The sequence below is a fragment of the Chryseobacterium fluminis genome (genome assembly GCF_026314945.1).
Classification (GTDB): Bacteria; Bacteroidota; Bacteroidia; order Flavobacteriales; family Weeksellaceae; genus Chryseobacterium; species Chryseobacterium fluminis.
Window position 1 is genome coordinate 4519909 of sequence record NZ_CP111121.1, and the last position, 19567, is coordinate 4539475.

Annotated in this window: 16 protein-coding genes; 8 read left to right on the forward strand and 8 right to left on the reverse strand. The window is 39.1% G+C overall.

Annotated features, from left to right (window positions below):
• Nucleotides 1-46: 46 nt before the first annotated feature.
• Both ODZ84_RS20720 and ODZ84_RS20725 read left to right on the forward strand, forming a co-directional pair.
• A complete protein-coding gene (locus ODZ84_RS20720; RefSeq protein WP_266174315.1) occupies nt 47-1393 on the forward strand; it encodes an ammonium transporter in 1347 nt (448 codons plus the stop codon).
• Nucleotides 1394-1559: 166 nt separating this feature from the next.
• On the forward strand, nt 1560-2978 hold the full coding sequence (locus ODZ84_RS20725; protein ID WP_266174316.1) for an L-serine ammonia-lyase: 1419 nt from the start codon (nt 1560-1562) through the stop codon (nt 2976-2978).
• 111 nt (nt 2979-3089) lie between these two features.
• Here ODZ84_RS20725 and ODZ84_RS20730 read toward each other — a convergent pair whose 3' ends face one another.
• From ODZ84_RS20730 to tsaE, 7 genes are all read right to left on the reverse strand, one after another.
• Complete coding sequence (locus ODZ84_RS20730) at nt 3090-3935, reverse strand: prephenate dehydrogenase (RefSeq protein WP_266174318.1); 846 nt, start codon at nt 3933-3935, stop codon at nt 3090-3092.
• Between the two features lie 249 nt (nt 3936-4184).
• Nucleotides 4185-6473 carry a cation:proton antiporter gene (locus ODZ84_RS20735; RefSeq protein ID WP_266174319.1) on the reverse strand — a complete coding sequence of 763 codons (2289 nt, stop codon included), beginning with the start codon at nt 6471-6473 and terminating at the stop codon, nt 4185-4187.
• Between the two features lie 264 nt (nt 6474-6737).
• Entirely contained in the window at nt 6738-7448 is a 711-nt protein-coding gene (locus ODZ84_RS20740; protein ID WP_266174321.1) for a LytR/AlgR family response regulator transcription factor, read from the reverse strand.
• On the reverse strand, nt 7426-8196 hold the full coding sequence (locus tag ODZ84_RS20745) for a sensor histidine kinase (protein ID WP_266174322.1): 771 nt from the start codon (nt 8194-8196) through the stop codon (nt 7426-7428). Before ODZ84_RS20745 ends, ODZ84_RS20740 begins: the two co-directional genes overlap by 23 nt.
• A gap of 180 nt (nt 8197-8376) precedes the next feature.
• Nucleotides 8377-8748, reverse strand: a complete 372-nt coding sequence (locus ODZ84_RS20750) for a hypothetical protein (protein WP_266174323.1) — start codon at nt 8746-8748, stop codon at nt 8377-8379.
• Nucleotides 8748-9941 (reverse strand): alanine dehydrogenase, encoded by a 1194-nt coding sequence (locus ODZ84_RS20755; protein WP_266174324.1) that lies wholly within the window; start codon nt 9939-9941, stop codon nt 8748-8750. Before ODZ84_RS20755 ends, ODZ84_RS20750 begins: the two co-directional genes overlap by 1 nt.
• Before the next feature lie 67 nt (nt 9942-10008).
• Nucleotides 10009-10416 (reverse strand): tRNA (adenosine(37)-N6)-threonylcarbamoyltransferase complex ATPase subunit type 1 TsaE, encoded by a 408-nt coding sequence (gene tsaE, locus ODZ84_RS20760; RefSeq protein ID WP_266174325.1) that lies wholly within the window; start codon nt 10414-10416, stop codon nt 10009-10011.
• A 749-nt stretch (nt 10417-11165) separates the two neighbouring features.
• Between tsaE and ODZ84_RS20765 the strand changes: the two genes are divergently transcribed.
• The 6 genes from ODZ84_RS20765 (at nt 11166) to ODZ84_RS20790 (ending at nt 18489) form a co-directional block, all read left to right on the forward strand.
• The gene (locus ODZ84_RS20765; RefSeq protein ID WP_266174326.1) at nt 11166-11789 is read left to right on the forward strand and encodes a hypothetical protein; all 624 of its coding nucleotides are present in this window, start codon (nt 11166-11168) and stop codon (nt 11787-11789) included.
• 38 nt (nt 11790-11827) lie between these two features.
• Complete coding sequence (locus ODZ84_RS20770) at nt 11828-12469, forward strand: hypothetical protein (protein ID WP_266174327.1); 642 nt, start codon at nt 11828-11830, stop codon at nt 12467-12469.
• Between the two features lie 270 nt (nt 12470-12739).
• Nucleotides 12740-13813: a formylglycine-generating enzyme family protein gene (locus ODZ84_RS20775; RefSeq protein WP_266174329.1), complete on the forward strand. Its 1074-nt coding sequence runs from the start codon at nt 12740-12742 to the stop codon at nt 13811-13813.
• A 449-nt stretch (nt 13814-14262) separates the two neighbouring features.
• Nucleotides 14263-16245, forward strand: coding sequence for a DNA primase (gene dnaG / locus ODZ84_RS20780; protein ID WP_266174330.1), 1983 nt, complete (start codon nt 14263-14265; stop codon nt 16243-16245).
• 54 nt (nt 16246-16299) lie between these two features.
• Nucleotides 16300-16989, forward strand: coding sequence for an ATP-dependent Clp endopeptidase proteolytic subunit ClpP (gene clpP, locus ODZ84_RS20785; RefSeq protein ID WP_266174332.1), 690 nt, complete (start codon nt 16300-16302; stop codon nt 16987-16989).
• Nucleotides 16990-17226: 237 nt separating this feature from the next.
• Nucleotides 17227-18489: an esterase-like activity of phytase family protein gene (locus ODZ84_RS20790; RefSeq protein WP_266174333.1), complete on the forward strand. Its 1263-nt coding sequence runs from the start codon at nt 17227-17229 to the stop codon at nt 18487-18489.
• 314 nt (nt 18490-18803) lie between these two features.
• Here the strand turns inward: ODZ84_RS20790 and tpiA are convergent, their stop codons facing one another.
• Nucleotides 18804-19565, reverse strand: a complete 762-nt coding sequence (tpiA, locus tag ODZ84_RS20795; protein ID WP_266174335.1) for a triose-phosphate isomerase — start codon at nt 19563-19565, stop codon at nt 18804-18806.
• Nucleotides 19566-19567: the final 2 nt, after the last annotated feature.

Consider the following 19567-nt stretch of genomic DNA (forward strand, 5'->3'; position numbering starts at 1 on the left):
TTTATAAAATTTATGTTTAATTTTGACGGGGTTAAACATTATTTATATGACTGTTGGTTTAAAATGGATCGTTTCGTTTGTTATCATTGCACTCGTGGCGGTTGGCGGACTTTTTTGGAGTCCGATTGCAGATTTTCCGAATACCGGTGACTTTTTGCCGGAAGATAAAATCGTAGGGGCTGACGTAGCCTGGATATTGGCAGCAGCCGGATTAGTACTTTTAATGACTCCGGGCTTATCATTCTTTTATGGGGGAATGGTGGGTAAAAAAAATGTTATTTCAACCATGTTGCAAAGTTTCATTGCATTGGGCGTCATCTCCATTTTATGGGTAGTAGTCGGGTTTTCCTTATCTTTTGGTGATTCTATCGGTTTTACCATCGATGGCGAGCATTACGGCATTATCGGGAACCCGTTAAGCTATCCGTTTTTCAGCAGGGTAAGCGTACTGCCTCATAAAGCGATGGCTTCTACCATTCCTTTTATTCTTTTTGCCTTATTTCAGATGAAATTTGCGGTTATCACACCGGCATTAATTACCGGTTCGTTCGCAGAGCGGGTCCGATTCATATCCTATCTTCTGTTTATGGTGCTTTTCAGTCTTTGTATTTATACACCGCTTTGCCACATGGTGTGGCATCCGGACGGACTTTTAAATAAATATTTTGGCGTAAAGGATTTTGCAGGCGGTACTGTTGTTCATATGAGTGCCGGTTTTGCAGCTCTGGCCGGAGCTCTCGTATTGGGAGACCGGAAAAATCCTCATCATGAGCCTTCCAATATTCCGTATGTTCTTTTAGGAACAGGAATGTTATGGTTCGGATGGTTCGGCTTTAATGCGGGCTCTGCTTTAAGTGCCAATGCTACGGCCGCGACAGCTTTCGGAACGACGACTATTGCTTCTGCTTCGGCCATGATGACTTACATATTTTTCGACCGGATCAATAAGCGAAAGGTTTCTGCGCTGGGAGCCTGTATCGGTGCTGTGGTAGGACTGGTAGCCATCACGCCGGGCTGTGGTTTTGTATCGATCTCGGAGAGCCTTTTTATAGGTTTTATTTCCGCAATAGTGTCTAACGCAATGGTCAACTGGAAAGCTTTAAAGAGAATAGATGATACCCTGGATGTATTTGCATGTCATGGAGTAGGAGGAATTATGGGAATGATTTTAACCGCTATTTTTGCCCATGGAGAAAATGCAAGTCTGCTTCACGGAGGAATTGAAGTGTTTGCCCACCATATGGTTGCTTTGATCCTGGTATCTTTATTCGCCTTTTTCGGTTCGCTGCTACTGTACAAAATCACAGACTCTATCATTACCTTAAGGGTCTCTGAAGATTCCGAAAACGAAGGTCTTGATCTGTCTCAGCATGGTGAAAGCCTGAAATGGTGATATCTTAAATCAGATCGTGTCAGATTCTGTGTTCCGTTTTAATTTTACCGGATGGGATTTCCTGTCATGCGTATTTACTGAAAATTAGTAATCAGGTCTGAAACTCATCCTGAATGTATTAGATTTATCATGTATCTTTGTTAATGGAAATGTGATTAATCATTATATGGAATCAATATCGGTTTTTGAGATTATTAAAGTAGGAATAGGTCCTTCCAGTTCGCATACGATGGGGCCGTGGAATGCAGCTTCTGCATTTATCAGAATTATAAAAAGAGAAAGATCAATCGCTGATGTGAAGGAGGTTTTTCTTGAATTCTTTGGCTCACTTGCCAAAACGGGAATAGGTCACGGAACGGATATTGCCGGAATGCTGGGCCTGAATGGTGAGGATTTTAAAACCATCGACACCACAAAGATTGACGAAAAAATAGAAAAAATAAAAAGCACGCAGATTCTTAATCTGGGGGGTGAAAAAGAAATTCCTTTTATTTACGGTCACCATTTGGTACTGAATATGAAAAAGTCGCTGGATTTTCACCCCAACGGAATGATCTTTAAAGCGGTTTTTGAAGATGGCACCGAGCTTGTTCAGGATTTTTATTCGGTAGGAGGAGGTTTTATCAAAAGCCAGGAGAAAAATTCTATTGAAAAGCAATGTGTGCGTACCTTATATCCCTGTCACAAATCATCCGACATTGCCAGATACTGTGAAAAACTGGGGTTCGAAAAAATGTCGGATTTAATACTGATTAATGAAGAAAGCTGGAGAACCCAGGAAGAGACAAGACAGGAAGCCCTCTACATATGGCAACAGATCAAAGAATGTATTTATAAAGGCGTCAATAAAGAAGGCATCCTGCCCGGTGGTCTTAATGTTACCCGGAGAGCTGCCGGAATGAACCGCAAACTTTTAGGCGACCAGATTTACAGAAATAAAGAAGAATGGTTTAAGCAGGTAGTGAATGCTGAAGAAAATTTCACCAATATCAATAAATGGATTGCCTGTTTTGCGTTGGCCGTGAACGAAGAAAATGCAAGCTTCGGAAGAATTATCACTGCGCCTACCAATGGGGCAAGCGGGGTGATCCCTGCGGTATTAATGTATTCCCAGGCCTTTACCGATTTTACCAGTGAGGATGATATTGTGAGATTTTTATTGGTTGCCGGAGAAATCGGGACGCTGTTTAAAAAGAACGCTACCATTTCGGCTGCGATGGGAGGATGCCAGGCGGAAGTAGGAGTTTCATCAGCCATGGCGGCTGCCGGTCTTACCGAAATTCTTGGTGGAAGTGTAGGTCAGGTTCTAATGGCTGCTGAAATCGCCATGGAGCATCATTTAGGCTTAACCTGTGATCCGATAAGAGGGCTGGTACAGATTCCCTGTATCGAAAGAAATACGATGGGTGCTATTAAAGCTATTACGGCTGCCAATATTGCGCTGGAAAGTGATCCTGCCAAAGCAAAAGTAACATTGGATGAGGTAATCCAGACCATGTGGGAAACTGCACTTTCAATGAACGACCGCTTCAAGGAAACTTCTGAAGGAGGACTGGCCATTGCCGTGAATGTTCCGGAATGTTAGAATGTCCGTAATAATCTTAATTATTGAAAATAAATGCCTCGACAGGCTCAGCATGACAACGATGATATCAATTACTGGTTAACGGCATCATGCTGAGCGTGTTTAATAATTTTATTTATCCAAAATTCCTCTGATTTTATTCGCATTGGAGATCAGTTCTTGCAGATATTCAAAATTTTCTTTTTCTAAAGCTACTTTAAATTTTCTTAACTGGGAGATATGCTCATTCAGCACATCCAGCACATTTTCCTTATTCTGCCGGAAAATCGGAACCCACATTTCAGGATGGGATTTTGCAAGGCGAACGGTGCTGGAAAAGCCTGAACTCGCCAGCTGAAAAATAGTTTCCTCTTCTCGTTCTTTCTCCAGAACCGTATTGGCCAAAGCATAAGAGGTAATGTGGGAAATATGGGAAATATAAGCCGTATGGACATCATGATCTTCAGCATTCATATAAATTAAATGCATTCCCAGGATTTCAATAATTTTTTCCGCCAATTGCAGGGCGTCCGGTGCAGATTCCTCTTTATTGCAAATCACTCCTGCTTTCCCCGAAAAACTTTCTGAAACAGCAGATTGGGGACCGTTGTTTTCAGTTCCCCACATCGGGTGGAAGGCTACAAACCGTGAGCGTTTCGGATGATGTTCAACAGCTTTTACAATTCCTGCTTTCGTGGATCCCGCATCCATTACCGTTTGATTTTCAGATACCCAATCCATAATGTCAGGTAATAATTTTCTTGCAGAATCTACCGGAATGGCAAGAATAACCAGATCTGAATTTTTGATTCCGTATTCCAGATCTACTTTTGCATCAATAATTTTACGTTCCAGTGCTTCATTAAGGTGCTTATCGCTGTGATCAATTCCGTAAATAAAATCTACAATTCCGCTTTCTCTCAACTTTAAGGCCATGGAGCCCCCGATTAAACCTACCCCGATGATACTTATTTTCATAATCTGTAACTTTTTTAAATGAAAAAACCCCGTCCAAGGACGAGGTTGAATGTATGTACATAAGAATCTCTATCCCAAATCTGAGGCTAAAATTCTATAATAATATGTTTCTTTAATGATAATCACCATACGAAGGTAAGAAATATTTTTTAATCTGAATGAACAGAAATGGTGAATATTGCCGTGCAGGTCAGGAAAACTTAACTATCGATAGGCACTGCAATATCCACCCATTTGCATTTTTTAAATCTAAGGATTTGAGATAATCAGGGTAGACGGGATATCCGAAAGCCAGAGACTTTTGGTATCAATAAGACTTTTCCAGCTTTTACTGCTGATTAACATCAGGTCCTGAGCATTCAGGAAGTCCTTTTCGATTTTCTTCTCGTTATATAAGGTAATGTGGTTGGGTGCCACCTGCTCGATACTTCTGATGAGTTCCTTTACTTCAATATTATTTCTGATCTGCCCTGCCACGTCGAGAATAATGATCTGAGAATTATTATTGTTAATCAGTCTTTTAGCATATTCTAGCAGATAGAAATCACTTAAATTAAAGATGGGAACAAAAACCCGGTCTGCTGTCTGAAATTCTTTATCAACCAGGATACCCACAGGAATGGTTGCTTTGCCCAGCACCTGCAGCGTAATGTCATCAAAAGGAGAGCTGTTAAAGATATTTCCCTTTCCCTTAACTGTATTCAGTAATTTTTCAGGATTAATGATCTTTGTTGTAAATCCTAACAGCCTTCCGAGTAAGCTTCCTTCATACATAGATTTTCCAAGCATGATCAGAAGCAGATCATAATTTCCTTTGTTCGTGATATTGGTAAGATCGTTTTCAGCGTCCGTAGAAGCCTTGAAGAGTGTGGTCACTTCCAGGTTCAGCTCGTTTGACGTTTCGATCACCTCCCTGAACTGCTCTTTTTCAAAAGTATCAATATCAAAAGCATGCAGCTCATCTACCGGGGCAATGTTCATCGCCGTCACACTTTTATTCCCGTTCATTTTACGGGTAAGGTTGTCAGCCAGTTTCAGCAATGTACTTCCGGCCTTAGGAGTTTCAAAGGATAAAAGAACCCTGTATTTTGCATCGTGCTCATCATTCTCCTCATCTTCCAGCATTGATTTTTTTCCTTTGAAAAGATAATTAATAAGATCAAGAGAAGGACCTGTCATAAAGGTGGTGAATAATGCCATGATAACCAGCATGGCAAACAGCTCCGGACCTAAAACTCCAAGGTCATACCCGATATTCAGGACGATAAGTTCAGTAAGCCCTCGGGTATTCATTAGTGCGCCGATGGTAAGACTGTCTTTCCAGCTTATTTTAAGGAATTTTGCCGTTAGTGCGCTTCCTACAAACTTTCCGATGACGGCAGTAAGAATAATGAAGCCTCCTATTTTCCAGAGATGAGGATCATTCAGCAATCCGATCTGCGTCCGCAATCCTGTAAATACAAAGAAAAGCGGAAGCAGAAGAACCAGTGCCACATCTTCTACTTTTTCTACAAACAGGTTTCTGAATTTCACATTTTCAGGCATGACGGCACCTGCCATAAAGGCTCCGAATAAAGCATGAATCCCAATAACTTCCGTCGCATAGGAAGAGATGATCAGAATCAGGAAAAATACGGCTACCAGGGCTTTGCTGATAAAGCCTTTTCCTTTTTGTGATTCGGCGATCCTCTGAAGAAATGGTCTCACCGCTTTTATCATAATAAAAACATATAATATCGCCATGACAATCACAAAGATGGAGCCTGAGAAAGATCCTGCTTTCACAATGGCAATCACGGCTGCCAGAATACACCATGCGGTAATATCATCAGCAGCGGCACAGGTGATCACAACAGTACCTATTTTTGTTTTATGAAGGTTCCGCTCCTGGACAATTCTCGCCAGAACCGGAAAAGCGGTAATACTCATGGCTATGGCAATAAATAAAGCAAATGAACTGAACCGGACGCCTTCGGGAGCAAATTCTTTGTAAATAAAATAGGAGAGTCCTACGCCCAGTGCAAATGGAAAAATGATACTTGCATGGCTGATAACCACTGCATCGTGGGCTTTTTTCCTCAGAACACTAAGGTCAAGTTCCATTCCTACGATATACATGAACAGAATTAAACCGATCTGGCTCAGAAACTGCAGATTTCCCAGTGATTCTTTCGGGAAAATAAATGCTGAAAGTTCCGGAAAATATAATCCGAAAAGGGAAGGGCCCAAAACGATCCCCGCGATCATTTCACCAATTACAGAAGGCTGCTTAAGTTTAACACAGATCCATCCGAAAAGTTTTGCCACCATGATAATGGTCACAATCTGGGCCAGAAGAAGAGCAAGCGGATGATGGAGATTCGTCAGGAATGAATCTGTAAAGTTCTCCCACATCGTAGCTCCTGTTGCTTTATCCGGGGCAATATTTTCTCCGGTTTCCAATGTTTTTCCTTCGATAAAAAACCAATACATCAGAAAGGAAAAAAAGGCAATGGTACAGACGTAAAAAATAATATTTTTATATTTCGCCAAATTCATGATTCCAAAATTTTTGTAAAGTTGATAAGAATATAATTAAGATAAATACCTTTCTTTTTAAAATGTAATAAGCATCACAAATAATGTAATGAAAACCTGCCCGTGAAAACTTACAGTGCCAATCCCATGTTTCTGATCCCGTTCTGAGATCATTTTTCAACCTTGTAAAGGGTGTTTAAAAGCAAAAGCAAGCCTCCGCGATATGATAAAACGCGATGTAATACAGGTATTAAATTTTATAATGAAACTGAATAGTCTGAGAAACTATTTTCCGAACATTTCCATCAGTGTATTTTTATAAGTCTCTCCGATCTGTAGCTTTAAAAAGTGCTCGGCTTCAGTTGAAATTGTAGTGATAATCTCGTTTGTTGAAAAAGCTTTGATGGAAGATAACGCAATGATTTCTTTCTTATTAACCTGTGCGAAATCTTTTGCAGGAAGCATTTCCAGAAGGTTTCTGAAACTCAGGTTTTTTAGGACAATGGTCGTTCCGTCAATGAGAATAATCTCTTTGTCACGACTGTCGATCTCAGATGTTTTTATATAGGCAATCTGCTCTGTAAAGATGATGGTTTTTCCGATATTGGTATTCCATTCGATAAGATCTTTTTTTTGTGCAGTCTGCACCAGTTGTTTGGCTTTTTCGAATGCCTGGATGAGTCTTTCTTTTTTAATCGGTTTTCTCACATAGTCCACGACATTGAGGTCAAAAGCTTCGGCTGCATACTCTTTGTAAGCAGTGGTGAAAATAATTTTTTTCGAATCTGAAATCATTTCTGCAACCTGCAGTCCGTTCATTCCCGGCATTTCAATATCCAGGATACAGAGATTGCAGTCAAGGGTGCCGATTTCATTTAAAAATATTTTGGGATCATTAAATGCTTTTACGACTTCTACTTCGTCAATCTGCTCACACAGAAGTTTTAAATAACTGATGGCCAGCAATTCATCATCAAGAATAACGCACTTTATCATAAAATTCTCCTAAGTTGATTGTTAGTTCTGCGGTGAAAATACCGTTTTTTGAGTTTTTTTGAAGCGAATAATAATTGTTGTAAATCATTTTCAGCCGTTGGTCTAAGGACTGGCTCCCGAAACCGCTTTTTTCTTTTTCCAGGGCATTTTTCAGAGAAGCTTTATTGCTGACTTTCATCCTGAAAACACCATCTTCAAGATCCATATGAATCGCAATAAATGAATCCTGAGCCAAAAAATCAGTATGTTTAAAGGCATTTTCTATCAAATCAACGGAAATCAAAGGGGCAAAGACTTTCTCTTCGTATACTGCATCAGATTTATCAATCTTCGATTTGATTCTGAAATCAAAAAGGGGATTGATTTTGATTTTATTGATTTCGATAAGGCTTAATGCGAAGTTTAATTCTTCTTTCGGACTTACGAATTTATTGTTGCTTTCGTATAAAATATAGTCTAAAACATTCGCCAGCTTATCCAGTGACATATAAGTCTGGTAGGCATGTGACTGGACGGAGTTTAAAATATTTTTAAATAAATGGGGATTCAGTTTTGTCCCGATGTGCTCCAGCTGGACCTCATTTAGTCTCTGTTCAATGATTTTATTGGCCTCTGAGAGTTGGGCGTTCCGGATTTTAAATTTCTGATTCTGACTGAATAAATAAATACTTACCGTAACAAAAAAGAAAATGGCAAACACCCCAATGAATATCAGGTAATCATAAATCATGTAGTAATTGCCTTCCATTGTCTTTAATTTTATTTTTTAAACGTTCAGTATCTGATAAATGTTATACTGAAATTTTAAAAACCCTCTATCTGTTTATGATTAGCCATAAATAACATTTAAGATCGTGAAAAAAAAGGAAATAAATAAGATAGGTCCTTATTTAAATCGTAACCTTTTTTCGTATTTAAAAAGCTTTATTTATTTCAACTTTTTCAGAGAATTCAAAGTTGTGGTTTCCTCACATTTTTCGAAAGTAATTTCGTATACAGGATTTTTTTTAGGATATGAAAGAAAATAATCAGGACAAGGCTTTTTCTGAGCATGACTTTTATCGAAATTGACCTCTCCATTTGTAATGATACTGTCTCTGACGAATTTTTCATCGATCTTCAGCGTTGCCATTTCGCCCTTAAATTGTTCAGAATATCTGAAATCTTTAGAAAGTGTTTCAGCAATGACACGGCTGTTGGGAAGGTAGCCACTGCAGCTTGCCCCTTTCTTATTCAACACAAAAAATACGATAGCCAGTCCCGGAATGAGACCGATAAAAAAGAATTTCAGTTTTTTCATTAGAAAATTAAAAGATTGATATCATGATAAGTAAGTCCGAAACGGTCGCAGATGCTTTTTTTTGTATGTCTGCCTTTATACATATAAAGACTCTGCTTCATATCGTTTTTGCGAACCAGCATGTTTTCGAAACCGCCTTCTTCATCATAATTTAAAATATAGGAAAGAAAGAAATTGGAGATTGCCTTTGTGGTGGTTCTCGGCATTCTTGAAGTAAGATTCGGAAGACCGCAATGGATAACACCGTGTTTAATGACGTAAGGATCTTCCATGGTTGTCAGTTCCGATGTCTCAATTACTTTCCCGTTGTCGATGGTGATATCGATAATAACACTTCCTTTTTTCATTTTCATCACCATGTCTTCAGTCACAATGGGAGTCATATTTAATCTTGGAAGTGCTCCGATCACTACATCGGCGCGCCTCAAAGCTTTGCTTAATTCTTTGGGATCAATAATGGAAGTGGGCACCCTGCTGTCCACAAGGGTATGAAGTCTTCTTAATTTAGAAAGGGAATTGTCAAATACTCTGACGCTGGCCCCCAGACCGATGGCTGCTTTGGTGGCAAACTCTCCAACGATGCCTGCGCCTAAAACGACTACTTCCGCAGGTCTTACTCCCGTAATTCCTCCCAGCATTAAGCCATTTGACAGGGCCAACAGCTCGGAAGCATATAATATAGAAACGGTGCCGGCAATTTCCCCGACAAGCCTTACTAAAGCCAATTGTTTGTATTGATCTACAATAAATTCAAACGCAATAGCATTAACTTTCTTCTCCGCCAGTTTCAGGAAATAATCTTTATCCCTTAAATTGATCTGAAGTGCTGAAACCAAATAACTGTTTGGCTTTATAAATTCAATTTCTTCCTCTGTAGGAGGATTGATTTTTAAGATCAGATCCTGACCGAAAGCTTCTTTAGGATCTTTGGTAATTCTGGCTCCGGATTCCGAATATTGTAAATCTGTAAAAAAAGAACCTTGCCCTGCTCCGGCTTCTATGATGATCTCATGGCCGTGCTGCACAAGGACCTGAACGGCATCAGGTGTTATACAGGTTCTCCTTTCGTTCAGGCAGGTTTCTCTAGGAACGCCTATACTGAACTGTTTTCCTTTTCTTATTACTTCCAGCTTTTCTTCTTTCGGCATTAATTCTTCTTCGGTAAAAGGAGTAAAAATATTTGTAGTGCTCATCCTTATTAAATTATGTCTTACAGATAATTATTTTACAATTGAATTCATCAGCAAAGATACATAATATTTAGTCGAATAAAATTTCTCTGCTTTCTCCGGTATTATTAATGCTCATGGTGTGATATTCAAGACCGTACAGCTCGTCTTCATACACTTCAGGCCACTCGATAATACACAGATAGGCATTATCAAGATATTCTTCAATTCCGATATCGTAAACTTCTTCCAGATTTTTCAGACGGTAAAGATCAAAATGATAAATTTTTCCCTTAGGAGTATAATATTCATTGACAATAGAATAGGTAGGAGAACTTACTTCATCCTCACTTCCAAGCTGGTGAAGTAAGAACTGCGTGAATGTCGTTTTTCCGGCTCCCAAATTACCTTTTAATAACAAAATAGGATGTTGCAGCATAGGAATGATCTCCGATGCAATTTTCTCCCAGTCTTCTAATTTATTGATGGTTATTTCCATTATTGAAATGAATAATTTACACTTAATTTTCTCCAAAAATAAATAAATAAGCCTGAAAATAAAAGTCAGATGTTTGAATATTTCACTTGAATTTGAATTTTAGATGCAAAATTTATAATTTTGTATAAAATTTATTGATTCTCATGATGATGTTCCCAAAATCAAGCAGCTGTATTTCAGAAGCGATAGCCATTCACCGGAATTCCGGGAGCCACGTTCCTGCTATCTATTCTCTAACTTGTGGTTACGTGCAATAACAATACTGGAGTATATAAAGTATCTGAAAGAGCTTAGCTAGGGATTGATAAATATTTTTAGTACACACAAAATTAGTAAAGAAACAATTAAAAATGAAAAAAAATGACTTTGACTGTATGTTCCTTACATCCGCTCAACTTATTCCATTCAGCGTCATTAAGTTTAAACAGACGATCGGTTTATAATACAATACAAATATGTTAAATATCCTTCAGATGAAGCCCTCTGATCTCTCTGCGGGTTCTGGTTCATTAATGGATGTTTTCCGGAAATGAAGGTATTTTTAAAATATTTTTTCAAATCTTATTTTTAACGAATGATGCATGACTGAATATATAGAGAAGATTTTCTGTTTTTCATTATCAAAATTCTGCTGACCGGATTTATGTTGAGAATAAACAACACATCTGTTCCTTCTAAGTATAACCACAGATATAGTCTCGCCTGAAATTAAATGCACATACTGCATAAAACCAAATAAATATAACAAAATGACAAAACCATCACAACTACTCTTTTTATTATGCTTGCTTCTTCTCGTTTCCTGTGGAAATGTATCCATGGTTTCCAGTCTTGCAAAGGATGATTACAGCTTTACGCAGGATCCTGCTGAAAAAGTTCTTCTTATAGCTCTTACAGGAGATGACGCCAATCGGAGAAATGTCGAAAACACGATGAAATCTAAATTGGTAAAAAAAATTCCGGAGGTACAGACTTCTTATGATATTATTAAAAAAGGGGAAAGCACCGATAAATTATTGAATTTTATCCGGGAAAATAATTTTACCCACATTATTACCATGCATCTTGCCGGGGTACAAAAGGAAATAAAATTAAAATCCGCTACAAAGACCGATTATTACAGTTCATTTCCGGAATATTACAGAGATTACGGTGTATATCTTGATAAGACCTGGGGAACCGCTTATGAGGCAGCAGCAGGCGGCGAGCGTATAGAATATGCGGTAGAAACCAATGTTTATTCCTTAAAGGATAAAGGATTAGTTTACTCTGCGCTGACTTCATCCCATGGAGGAACAGGATTCGACAAAACCCTTAATGCCACACTTTCTAAAGTAAAAAATGATATGAAGAAATCGGGTCTTTTTAAATAAAATCATAAGGCAATTAAAACATAAATAAAATTAAGACAATGAAAAACAATCTATTACTCCTATTATGCAGTTTTCTTTTTCTGACTTCGTGCGGAAGTGTTTCACTGGTAAAAAGCTGGTCGAAACAAAATTATAATTTTAAACAGGATCCTGCTGAAAAAATACTTCTGGTAGCTCTTACTAAAGATGAAACTGCCCGCCGTTCTGTAGAAGATGATCTGAAATCAAAATTGACAACGCTGGTTCCCAATGTTCAGTCTTCGTATAATTTTGTAAAGGCGGGAGACAGTGTGGATAAACTGACCAATTTCATTAAAGACAACGGTTTTACACAAGTTATTACCATACGTCTTGCTAATGTGGATAAAAGTATAGAGTATACCCCGGGAGCTTATTATCCGGCTACCTATTACAGCTCTCTTCCTGTTTATTACAGAGATTACGGTTTATATCTGAATAATACCTGGGGAGCGGCTTACGCTCCGGGAAGTTTTCAGGAATATACCGAGTATACATTGGAAACCAATGTTTATTCTATAAAGGAAAAAGGTCTGGTATACTCTGCGCTCACTTCTTCATTTAAAGGTACAGGCTTTGATAAAACGGTGTATGCAACGCTTGATACGATAAAAAAAGATATGGAGAAAAATGGAATTTTTAGCGAACCGCAAAAAAAATAACAGATAGAGACTCTCTAGATCTGTATTCTGATTTAAATATAACAAATAACACCTATTGGTCATATTAAAACTTACGGTAGTATTTATGCAGACTGCTGCTGAACTGCTACCGTTAAAATTTATGGATTTTAGTATTCCGGCCACTGATAAAATACAAATAATAGGGTTTAACAAATTCGCAAAACCACAATTTTTCAGGCCTGAACAAGAAACACACCCATCTTAAAACCACTATAACGGTAATAGAACCTCACCTTTGAACAAATACAAATGAACAGAATATTTACTTCCCTATTTTTTAATTTAGTATTCGGAATGCAGATCTTATTGATCACATCCTGTATCAATACAAAAAGTGAGGAAGGAAAGGCACCGGCATCAAATCACGCTTCATCGGATCTGGAAACCGGAAAGATGATTTGGATTCCGCCCGGGAAATTTCATATGGGTACAGACGATCCTAAAAGTTTTGTGAATGAACGGCCTGCAGAAAGTTTTACAATAGAAGGTTTCTGGATGGATGAACATCCGGTAACCAATGCAGAATTTCAGCGTTTTATTAAAGCCACCGGCTATATTACTACTGCTGAAAAGTCTGTTGACTGGGATGAGTTACGAAAGCTGCTTCCGAAAAATACCCAGAAACCTGAAGATTACCTGCTGATGCCGGGATCATTGGTTTTTACCCCGCCTTCCGGGGCTGTAAATTTAAACAATATGTCTGCCTGGTGGACATGGACAAAAGGAGCATCGTGGAAACATCCTGAAGGACCGGATGATAGTGTTGACGGTAAAGAAAATTATCCTGTGGTGCAGGTTTCTTGGGACGATGCAAATGCTTATGCTGAATGGGCAGGGAAACGTCTTCCGACTGAGGCGGAATGGGAATATGCGGCCCGGGGCGGCGCCGAAAGTACCCGCTATTATTGGGGCAATGATTTTAAGAAGAATGGTAAATTTATGGTAAATACCTTTACCGGAGATTTCCCATACAACAATACAGGGGAAGACGGCTTTAAACTTCTTGCTCCCATAAAGTCCTTTCCGGCAAACGGATATGGTTTATACGATATGGCAGGCAATGTATGGAACTGGACTGCAGATGTGTATACCGAAAACAGGCAGATCCGAAAAGAAGTTACCTGCCATACAGCCAGTGGCATACAAAATACGGTACACAATTTATCCGGCGAACTTCGAAGGGTCATCAAAGGCGGATCTTTTCTCTGTAAATCAGTGTATTGTGATAGTTATCGGCCCACTGCCCGTCGTGGAACACCTTACACTACAGGAATGCAGCATATAGGTTTCCGATGTGCGAAAAGTGAAACAAAATATCAATAACATTGCACAAAACTAGTAGAAAAGCGGTAGTTCAGTAAGAATGCAAATGAGTCGGTTTTCTTAAGAGCAATAGATCCTGAATACAGAAGTTTACTTTTTCTATTAACACGACAACCTTCAGTTGCATCATGCCAGGAGGACTATGTATGTCCTGGGCAGTATTCCATGGGAGCCCGGAACTTTGGCGAAACGTTTCCTAATTAAGGTGACAGGCTATTATCCTGCAGAACCGCCTTTCTGTCATACAAATATCCAATGGGAGTATGGTATACTGTCAAACAGCATTTACACTTTTTTCTCTTTATACTTTTATCTAACCAAAATATTCATTTATTTTCAAGTCGGTCGTAAGACCGGCTATTTTTATGACTGTGAATGACTTGAGCGGATCTGTTTTATTTTTAATGATTCTGTTTCCTATAATAAAAGCGATTTCTTAATTTTACACCATGATATCCAAACAGACGATCGATAAAATCTTTTCAACCATTCGGGTAGAAGAGATTGTGGGGGAATATGTACAGCTGAAGAGGGCCGGATCTAACTTTAAAGGGCTAAGCCCGTTTCACGAGGAGAAATCTCCCAGTTTTGTAGTTTCACCCAGCAAACAGATCTGGAAGGATTTCTCAACCGGAAAAGGCGGGACTGCGATTTCTTTTTTAATGGAGATCGAAAACTTTACGTATCCGGAAGCACTTCGACATGCAGCCAAAAAATATGGAATTGAGATAGAGGAAGATCAGCGTGAGTTTTCAGAAGAAGCTAGAAATGCACAGTCAGAAAAAGAACTGTTATACAAAATTCATGAAATTGCAAATGACTATTTTCAGAATTTTCTCTGGGAGGCGGAAGAAGGAAGATCTATCGGTTTATCTTATTTTAAAGAGCGCGAACTTCGGGATGATATTATCAAGAAGTTCCAGTTAGGATATGCCCCGGAGAAAAAAAATGCTTTTACGGAATTTGCGTTTGATAAAGGATATTCTAAAGAAATTCTGGAAAAATCGGGACTATCCATTTTTCCTGAAAATGCCCCGAACGGAATCGACCGTTTTCGCGAAAGAGTTATTTTTCCGATTCACAGTTTTTCGGGCAGGGTCTTGGGATTTGGAGCAAGAATTCTAAGGAATAATATAAAGACTGCCAAATATCTGAATTCTCCGGAAACAGAGATTTATCACAAATCCAACGTTCTTTATGGATTAAACCAGAGTAAGCAGGCAATTTCCAGAAAAAATATCTGTCTGTTGGTGGAAGGTTATATGGATGTCATTTCCCTTCACATGTCCGGAATCGAAAACGTCGTGGCGAGTTCAGGGACCTCCCTCACTACCGAACAGATCAAGCTTATCAAAAGACTTACTGAAAATGTAACCATCCTTTTTGACGGAGATAATGCAGGGATCAAAGCCAGTTTCCGAAGTATTGATATGTTATTGGCAGAGGGAATGAACATTCGGGTGATGCTGTTCCCGGATGGTGATGACCCTGATTCTTTCGCCAGAAAACATCCGCAGGATTATGTAGAAAAATTCATTGAAAATGAAGCAATGGATTTTATCGATTTTAAAGCAGAAATTCTCCTTAAAGAGGTCGGAAATGATCCGATAAAAAAGGCTGAAGCAATAAGGGATATTGTAAAATCTGTTGGCTTTGTGCAAAATGCTCTGAAGAAAGAGGTGTACTTAAAAGAAGTCTCAAATAAATTCGGACTCTCTGAGCAGAGTCTCTTTAATGAGCTGGAAGTTCAGAAACAGATAACCCAAAACCAGAATCAGCATACCCATCAGCAGAAAGAAAATAATAAACCGGCCAAATTAGAAATTGTTCCGAATGCACCCGAACTGCAGATCGATTCTGTACAGTTCAATATTCTTCACCAGGAAAATAAACTGATCGATACCATGCTGATGTTCGGCGATATGGTTCTGCAAAGAAAAAATGACAATAATGAAGCGTACGAAATCACTGTCATTGAGGAAATTCTCCACCATTTCGAAGACGAACAGTATGAATTTCAGGTAGAAACCAATAAAAAAATTATTCATGATATTAAAGAAGGAATAGAAAACGACGAGCTGCGTGCCGGAAATTTTTTTATTACTTTGATGGATCAGGATATAACGTCGAAAGTGGCCGATGCACTTATGATTCCTGATGAACTCAGCAACTGGGCCAGCCGGAATATTTATCCGCCGATCCTGGGTGATCATATCGATGAAGAAGTAGAGTCTAATATTCTGATCCATAAGTATTATTACGTTCATTTTATGATTAAACAGGTGACGGCAGAGCTTGAAGAATACCGTGATACGAATCCCGAAAAATATTTTGAATCGATTAAGAAAATAATGATGCTGAATCAGTTTTCTATACAACTGATCGAAAAACTGGGCTGGTCACCTGTGACAAAAAGTCCTATAAAATTTTAGGAATAAAAGTTGTAATTTAAACTTTGTAAAAATTAAATAATACACAACAGAAATATGGACATAAAAAAAGAATTCAGAGATTTCTCTGTAAAGCATTTAGGAAATAGCGGTTTAGCAACCGATCAGTATATGGGAATGTATGGTCCGACAAATCTCACCCCGTACATCATGGAAGAAAGAAGGTTGAACGTTGCTCAAATGGATGTTTTTTCCCGTTTGATGATGGACCGGATTATTTTTCTGGGAACAGGAATCGATGACCAGGTAGCTAATATTGTAACAGCACAGCTTTTATTTTTAGAAAGCGCCGATCCTTCAAAAGACATTCAGATCTATATCAACTCTCCGGGCGGAAGTGTGTATGCAGGGTTGGGAATTTATGATACCATGCAGATTATTAAGCCGGATGTAGCAACCATCTGTACCGGTATTGCTGCCTCAATGGGTGCTGTATTGCTTGTAGCCGGAGAAAAAGGAAAACGTTCCGCGCTTAAGCATTCCAGAGTAATGATTCACCAGCCTTCAGGAGGAGCGCAGGGAGTGGCTTCGGATATGGAAATCAATTTAAGAGAAATGCTGAAGCTTAAAAAGGAGTTGTATGACATTATTTCTGAACATTCAGGGCAGACCTACGAATGGGTAGAGAAAGCATCGGACAGAGATTACTGGATGACTTCCACTGAAGCTAAAGATTTCGGGATGGTAGATGAAGTACTTCAGAGATCGGTAAAAGACAAAAAATAAGATCTCTTAAAAGATAAATAATTGAAACGTGCCAGTTTTGGCGCGTTTTTTTGTTGGCAATGGTCGACAAACTTCTTGTCTTGTCGCTTTCTGACTGCTATTTCCGTCAGATGCCGGAATTTTAATTTATTAAAAATCAGCCTCGTGGCTGCTGTTTTTCCGAATTATTTTAAAATTAATATTCTATTTAAGATCAGTTTATATTCAATATCTACTTTCGCAGCCATATAAGTGAATATGAAAAAAATCTTATTACCGATACTTGCTTTCATGGCTCTGACTGCCTGTAATAATGATGATAATATAAATAATCAGGAGATTAGTTATTCTAAGCTTCCTCAGGAATTTCCTTTTTCTACCTTAATAACTCTGAACGGAGTAAATGTCATTAATGGAGGATTTGGTTCCGGGGCTACTGCGCATCCTACTCAAAAGGAGGAATTTTATGCCATCACCGATCGCGGTCCTAACGTAGCCTACCAGAATGGAATTAAAATTCTTGTTCCGGATTTTACCCCGACGATTCTGCATTTTAAGATCAATACTGAAGGAAATATTGAGGTTATCAGATTTATTAAGCTTAAAAACCCTTCCGGTCAGCCAATCACCGGTCTTCCGAATCCTGCAGGAATGGGAAGTACGGGAGAAACAGCATATGCAGCAGACGGAACCATCTTAGGAACCGATAATTACGGACTGGACAGTGAGAGTATTGTGGCGGCTGCAGACGGAACTTTTTGGGTTTCTGATGAATATGGTCCACACATTGTGCATTACAGTGCCGATGGAGTTGAACTGGAAAGAATAAGCCCGATCGGAGTAAATACAGGAGCAAGAAAGCTGCCTGCTGTTTTTGCAAAGAGAAGGCCAAACCGTGGAATGGAAGGCATGTGTATGACGCCAGACGGAAAAATGCTTGTGGGAACGATGCAGTCGACCATGTATGTTCCTACAAAAGCGCTGGCTACTAATACGACATTAACCAGAATTGTAACTTTTGATCTGGTTACAGGGCAGACAAAACAATATTTATACAAGCAGGATGGAGGCGCTTCGGATTCTGTATGTGACATAACTCCTGTCAGCAACACCGAATTTTTAGTGATCGAAAGAGACGGGACCTTCGGTTCTCTGGGTGGACTTAAAAAAGTCTACAGGATCAGCCTTTCGGGAGCTTCTGATATTTCAGGATCAGACCTGTCTGCAGTTGACGGGTTGAAAATCAACGGTAAAACTTTTGAGCAGTCTACATGGAATGAAATTACCGCAGCGGGATATAAGCCTGTTACAAAAACTTTAGCGGTAGACCTTGTTGCAAAACTGGGTTATGAACATGACAAATTTGAGGGAATTGTCTACCTGGGCAATAATAAACTGGCCGTTTTTAATGATGATGATTTCGGAGTAGCTGATGACGGAAACGGAAATCCTAAAACAAAAATTCTTCCTAAAACAGGAAAACAGGATAAAGGAACGATGTATGTAGTCGATATTCAATAATTAGATTTTTAAAGAATCCGGCGGCATCAAAGATGCCGCCGGATTTACTTTTGTTCTTACCCGGGTAAAAATGGTTACCATACAGTAATTCTATGATCCTGTAACTTACATCAAGAAGACACTAATAAAACAGGGTCCACACATAATCAATGCCGTATGAAATTAATGTTCAACTCAATTACTGCTTCTCTGCCCTGAAATTATGATTGTGTGAAGGATCATCAATAAGAGTGCTCCATAACAGATACAGCAGTTTAGTCTGCAAATAAAAATAACGTGCCGGCAAGCACGTTATATATGGTTATGAATAAGTTTTATGAGTTAAAACCTTCGATAATTTTTGAGAAATCTTCCAGCTTCAGAGCTGCTCCGCCGATCAGACCTCCATCGATGTCAGGCTGGGAAAAAATTTCCTTGGCATTATCAGGTTTTACAGAACCTCCATACAGGATCGAAACCTCATCGGCAACTTCCTGTCCGTATTTTGCTGCAATGGTGCTTCTGATATGTGCATGAATTTCCTGAGCCTGTTCCGGAGTGGCCGTTTCGCCGGTTCCGATAGCCCAAACCGGTTCATAAGCGATGACCACTTTTTTAATTTCTTCTGCTGAAAGAGTGCAAAGGGCAACTTCAGTCTGGTTTTTTACCACATCAAAGTGCTCACCTGCTTTTCTTTGCTCTAAGGTCTCACCGTTACAGTACACAGGAATTAATCCTTTATCTAAAGCCAGTTTCACTTTTCTGTTGCAGTGGGAATCTGTTTCGCCGTGATACTGTCTTCTTTCAGAATGTCCGATAAGAGAACCGGTTGCATCGATCGATTCCAGCATATCCGCAGAAAGTTCACCGGTATAGGCTCCGCTTTCGTGCTCGCTCATATCCTGTGAGAATACTCCGATTTCGTCTTTTTCAAAGATATCTTTGGCCATCATCAGGTATAGAGACGGCGGTGCGATCCAAACCTCGCAGTTGGTTGTATTGCTATTTTTATAACTGAGTAACTGAATCATCAACTGCTGAGCATCAATTACATTTTTGTTCATTTTCCAGTTTCCTGCAACGATTTTTCTTCTCATAA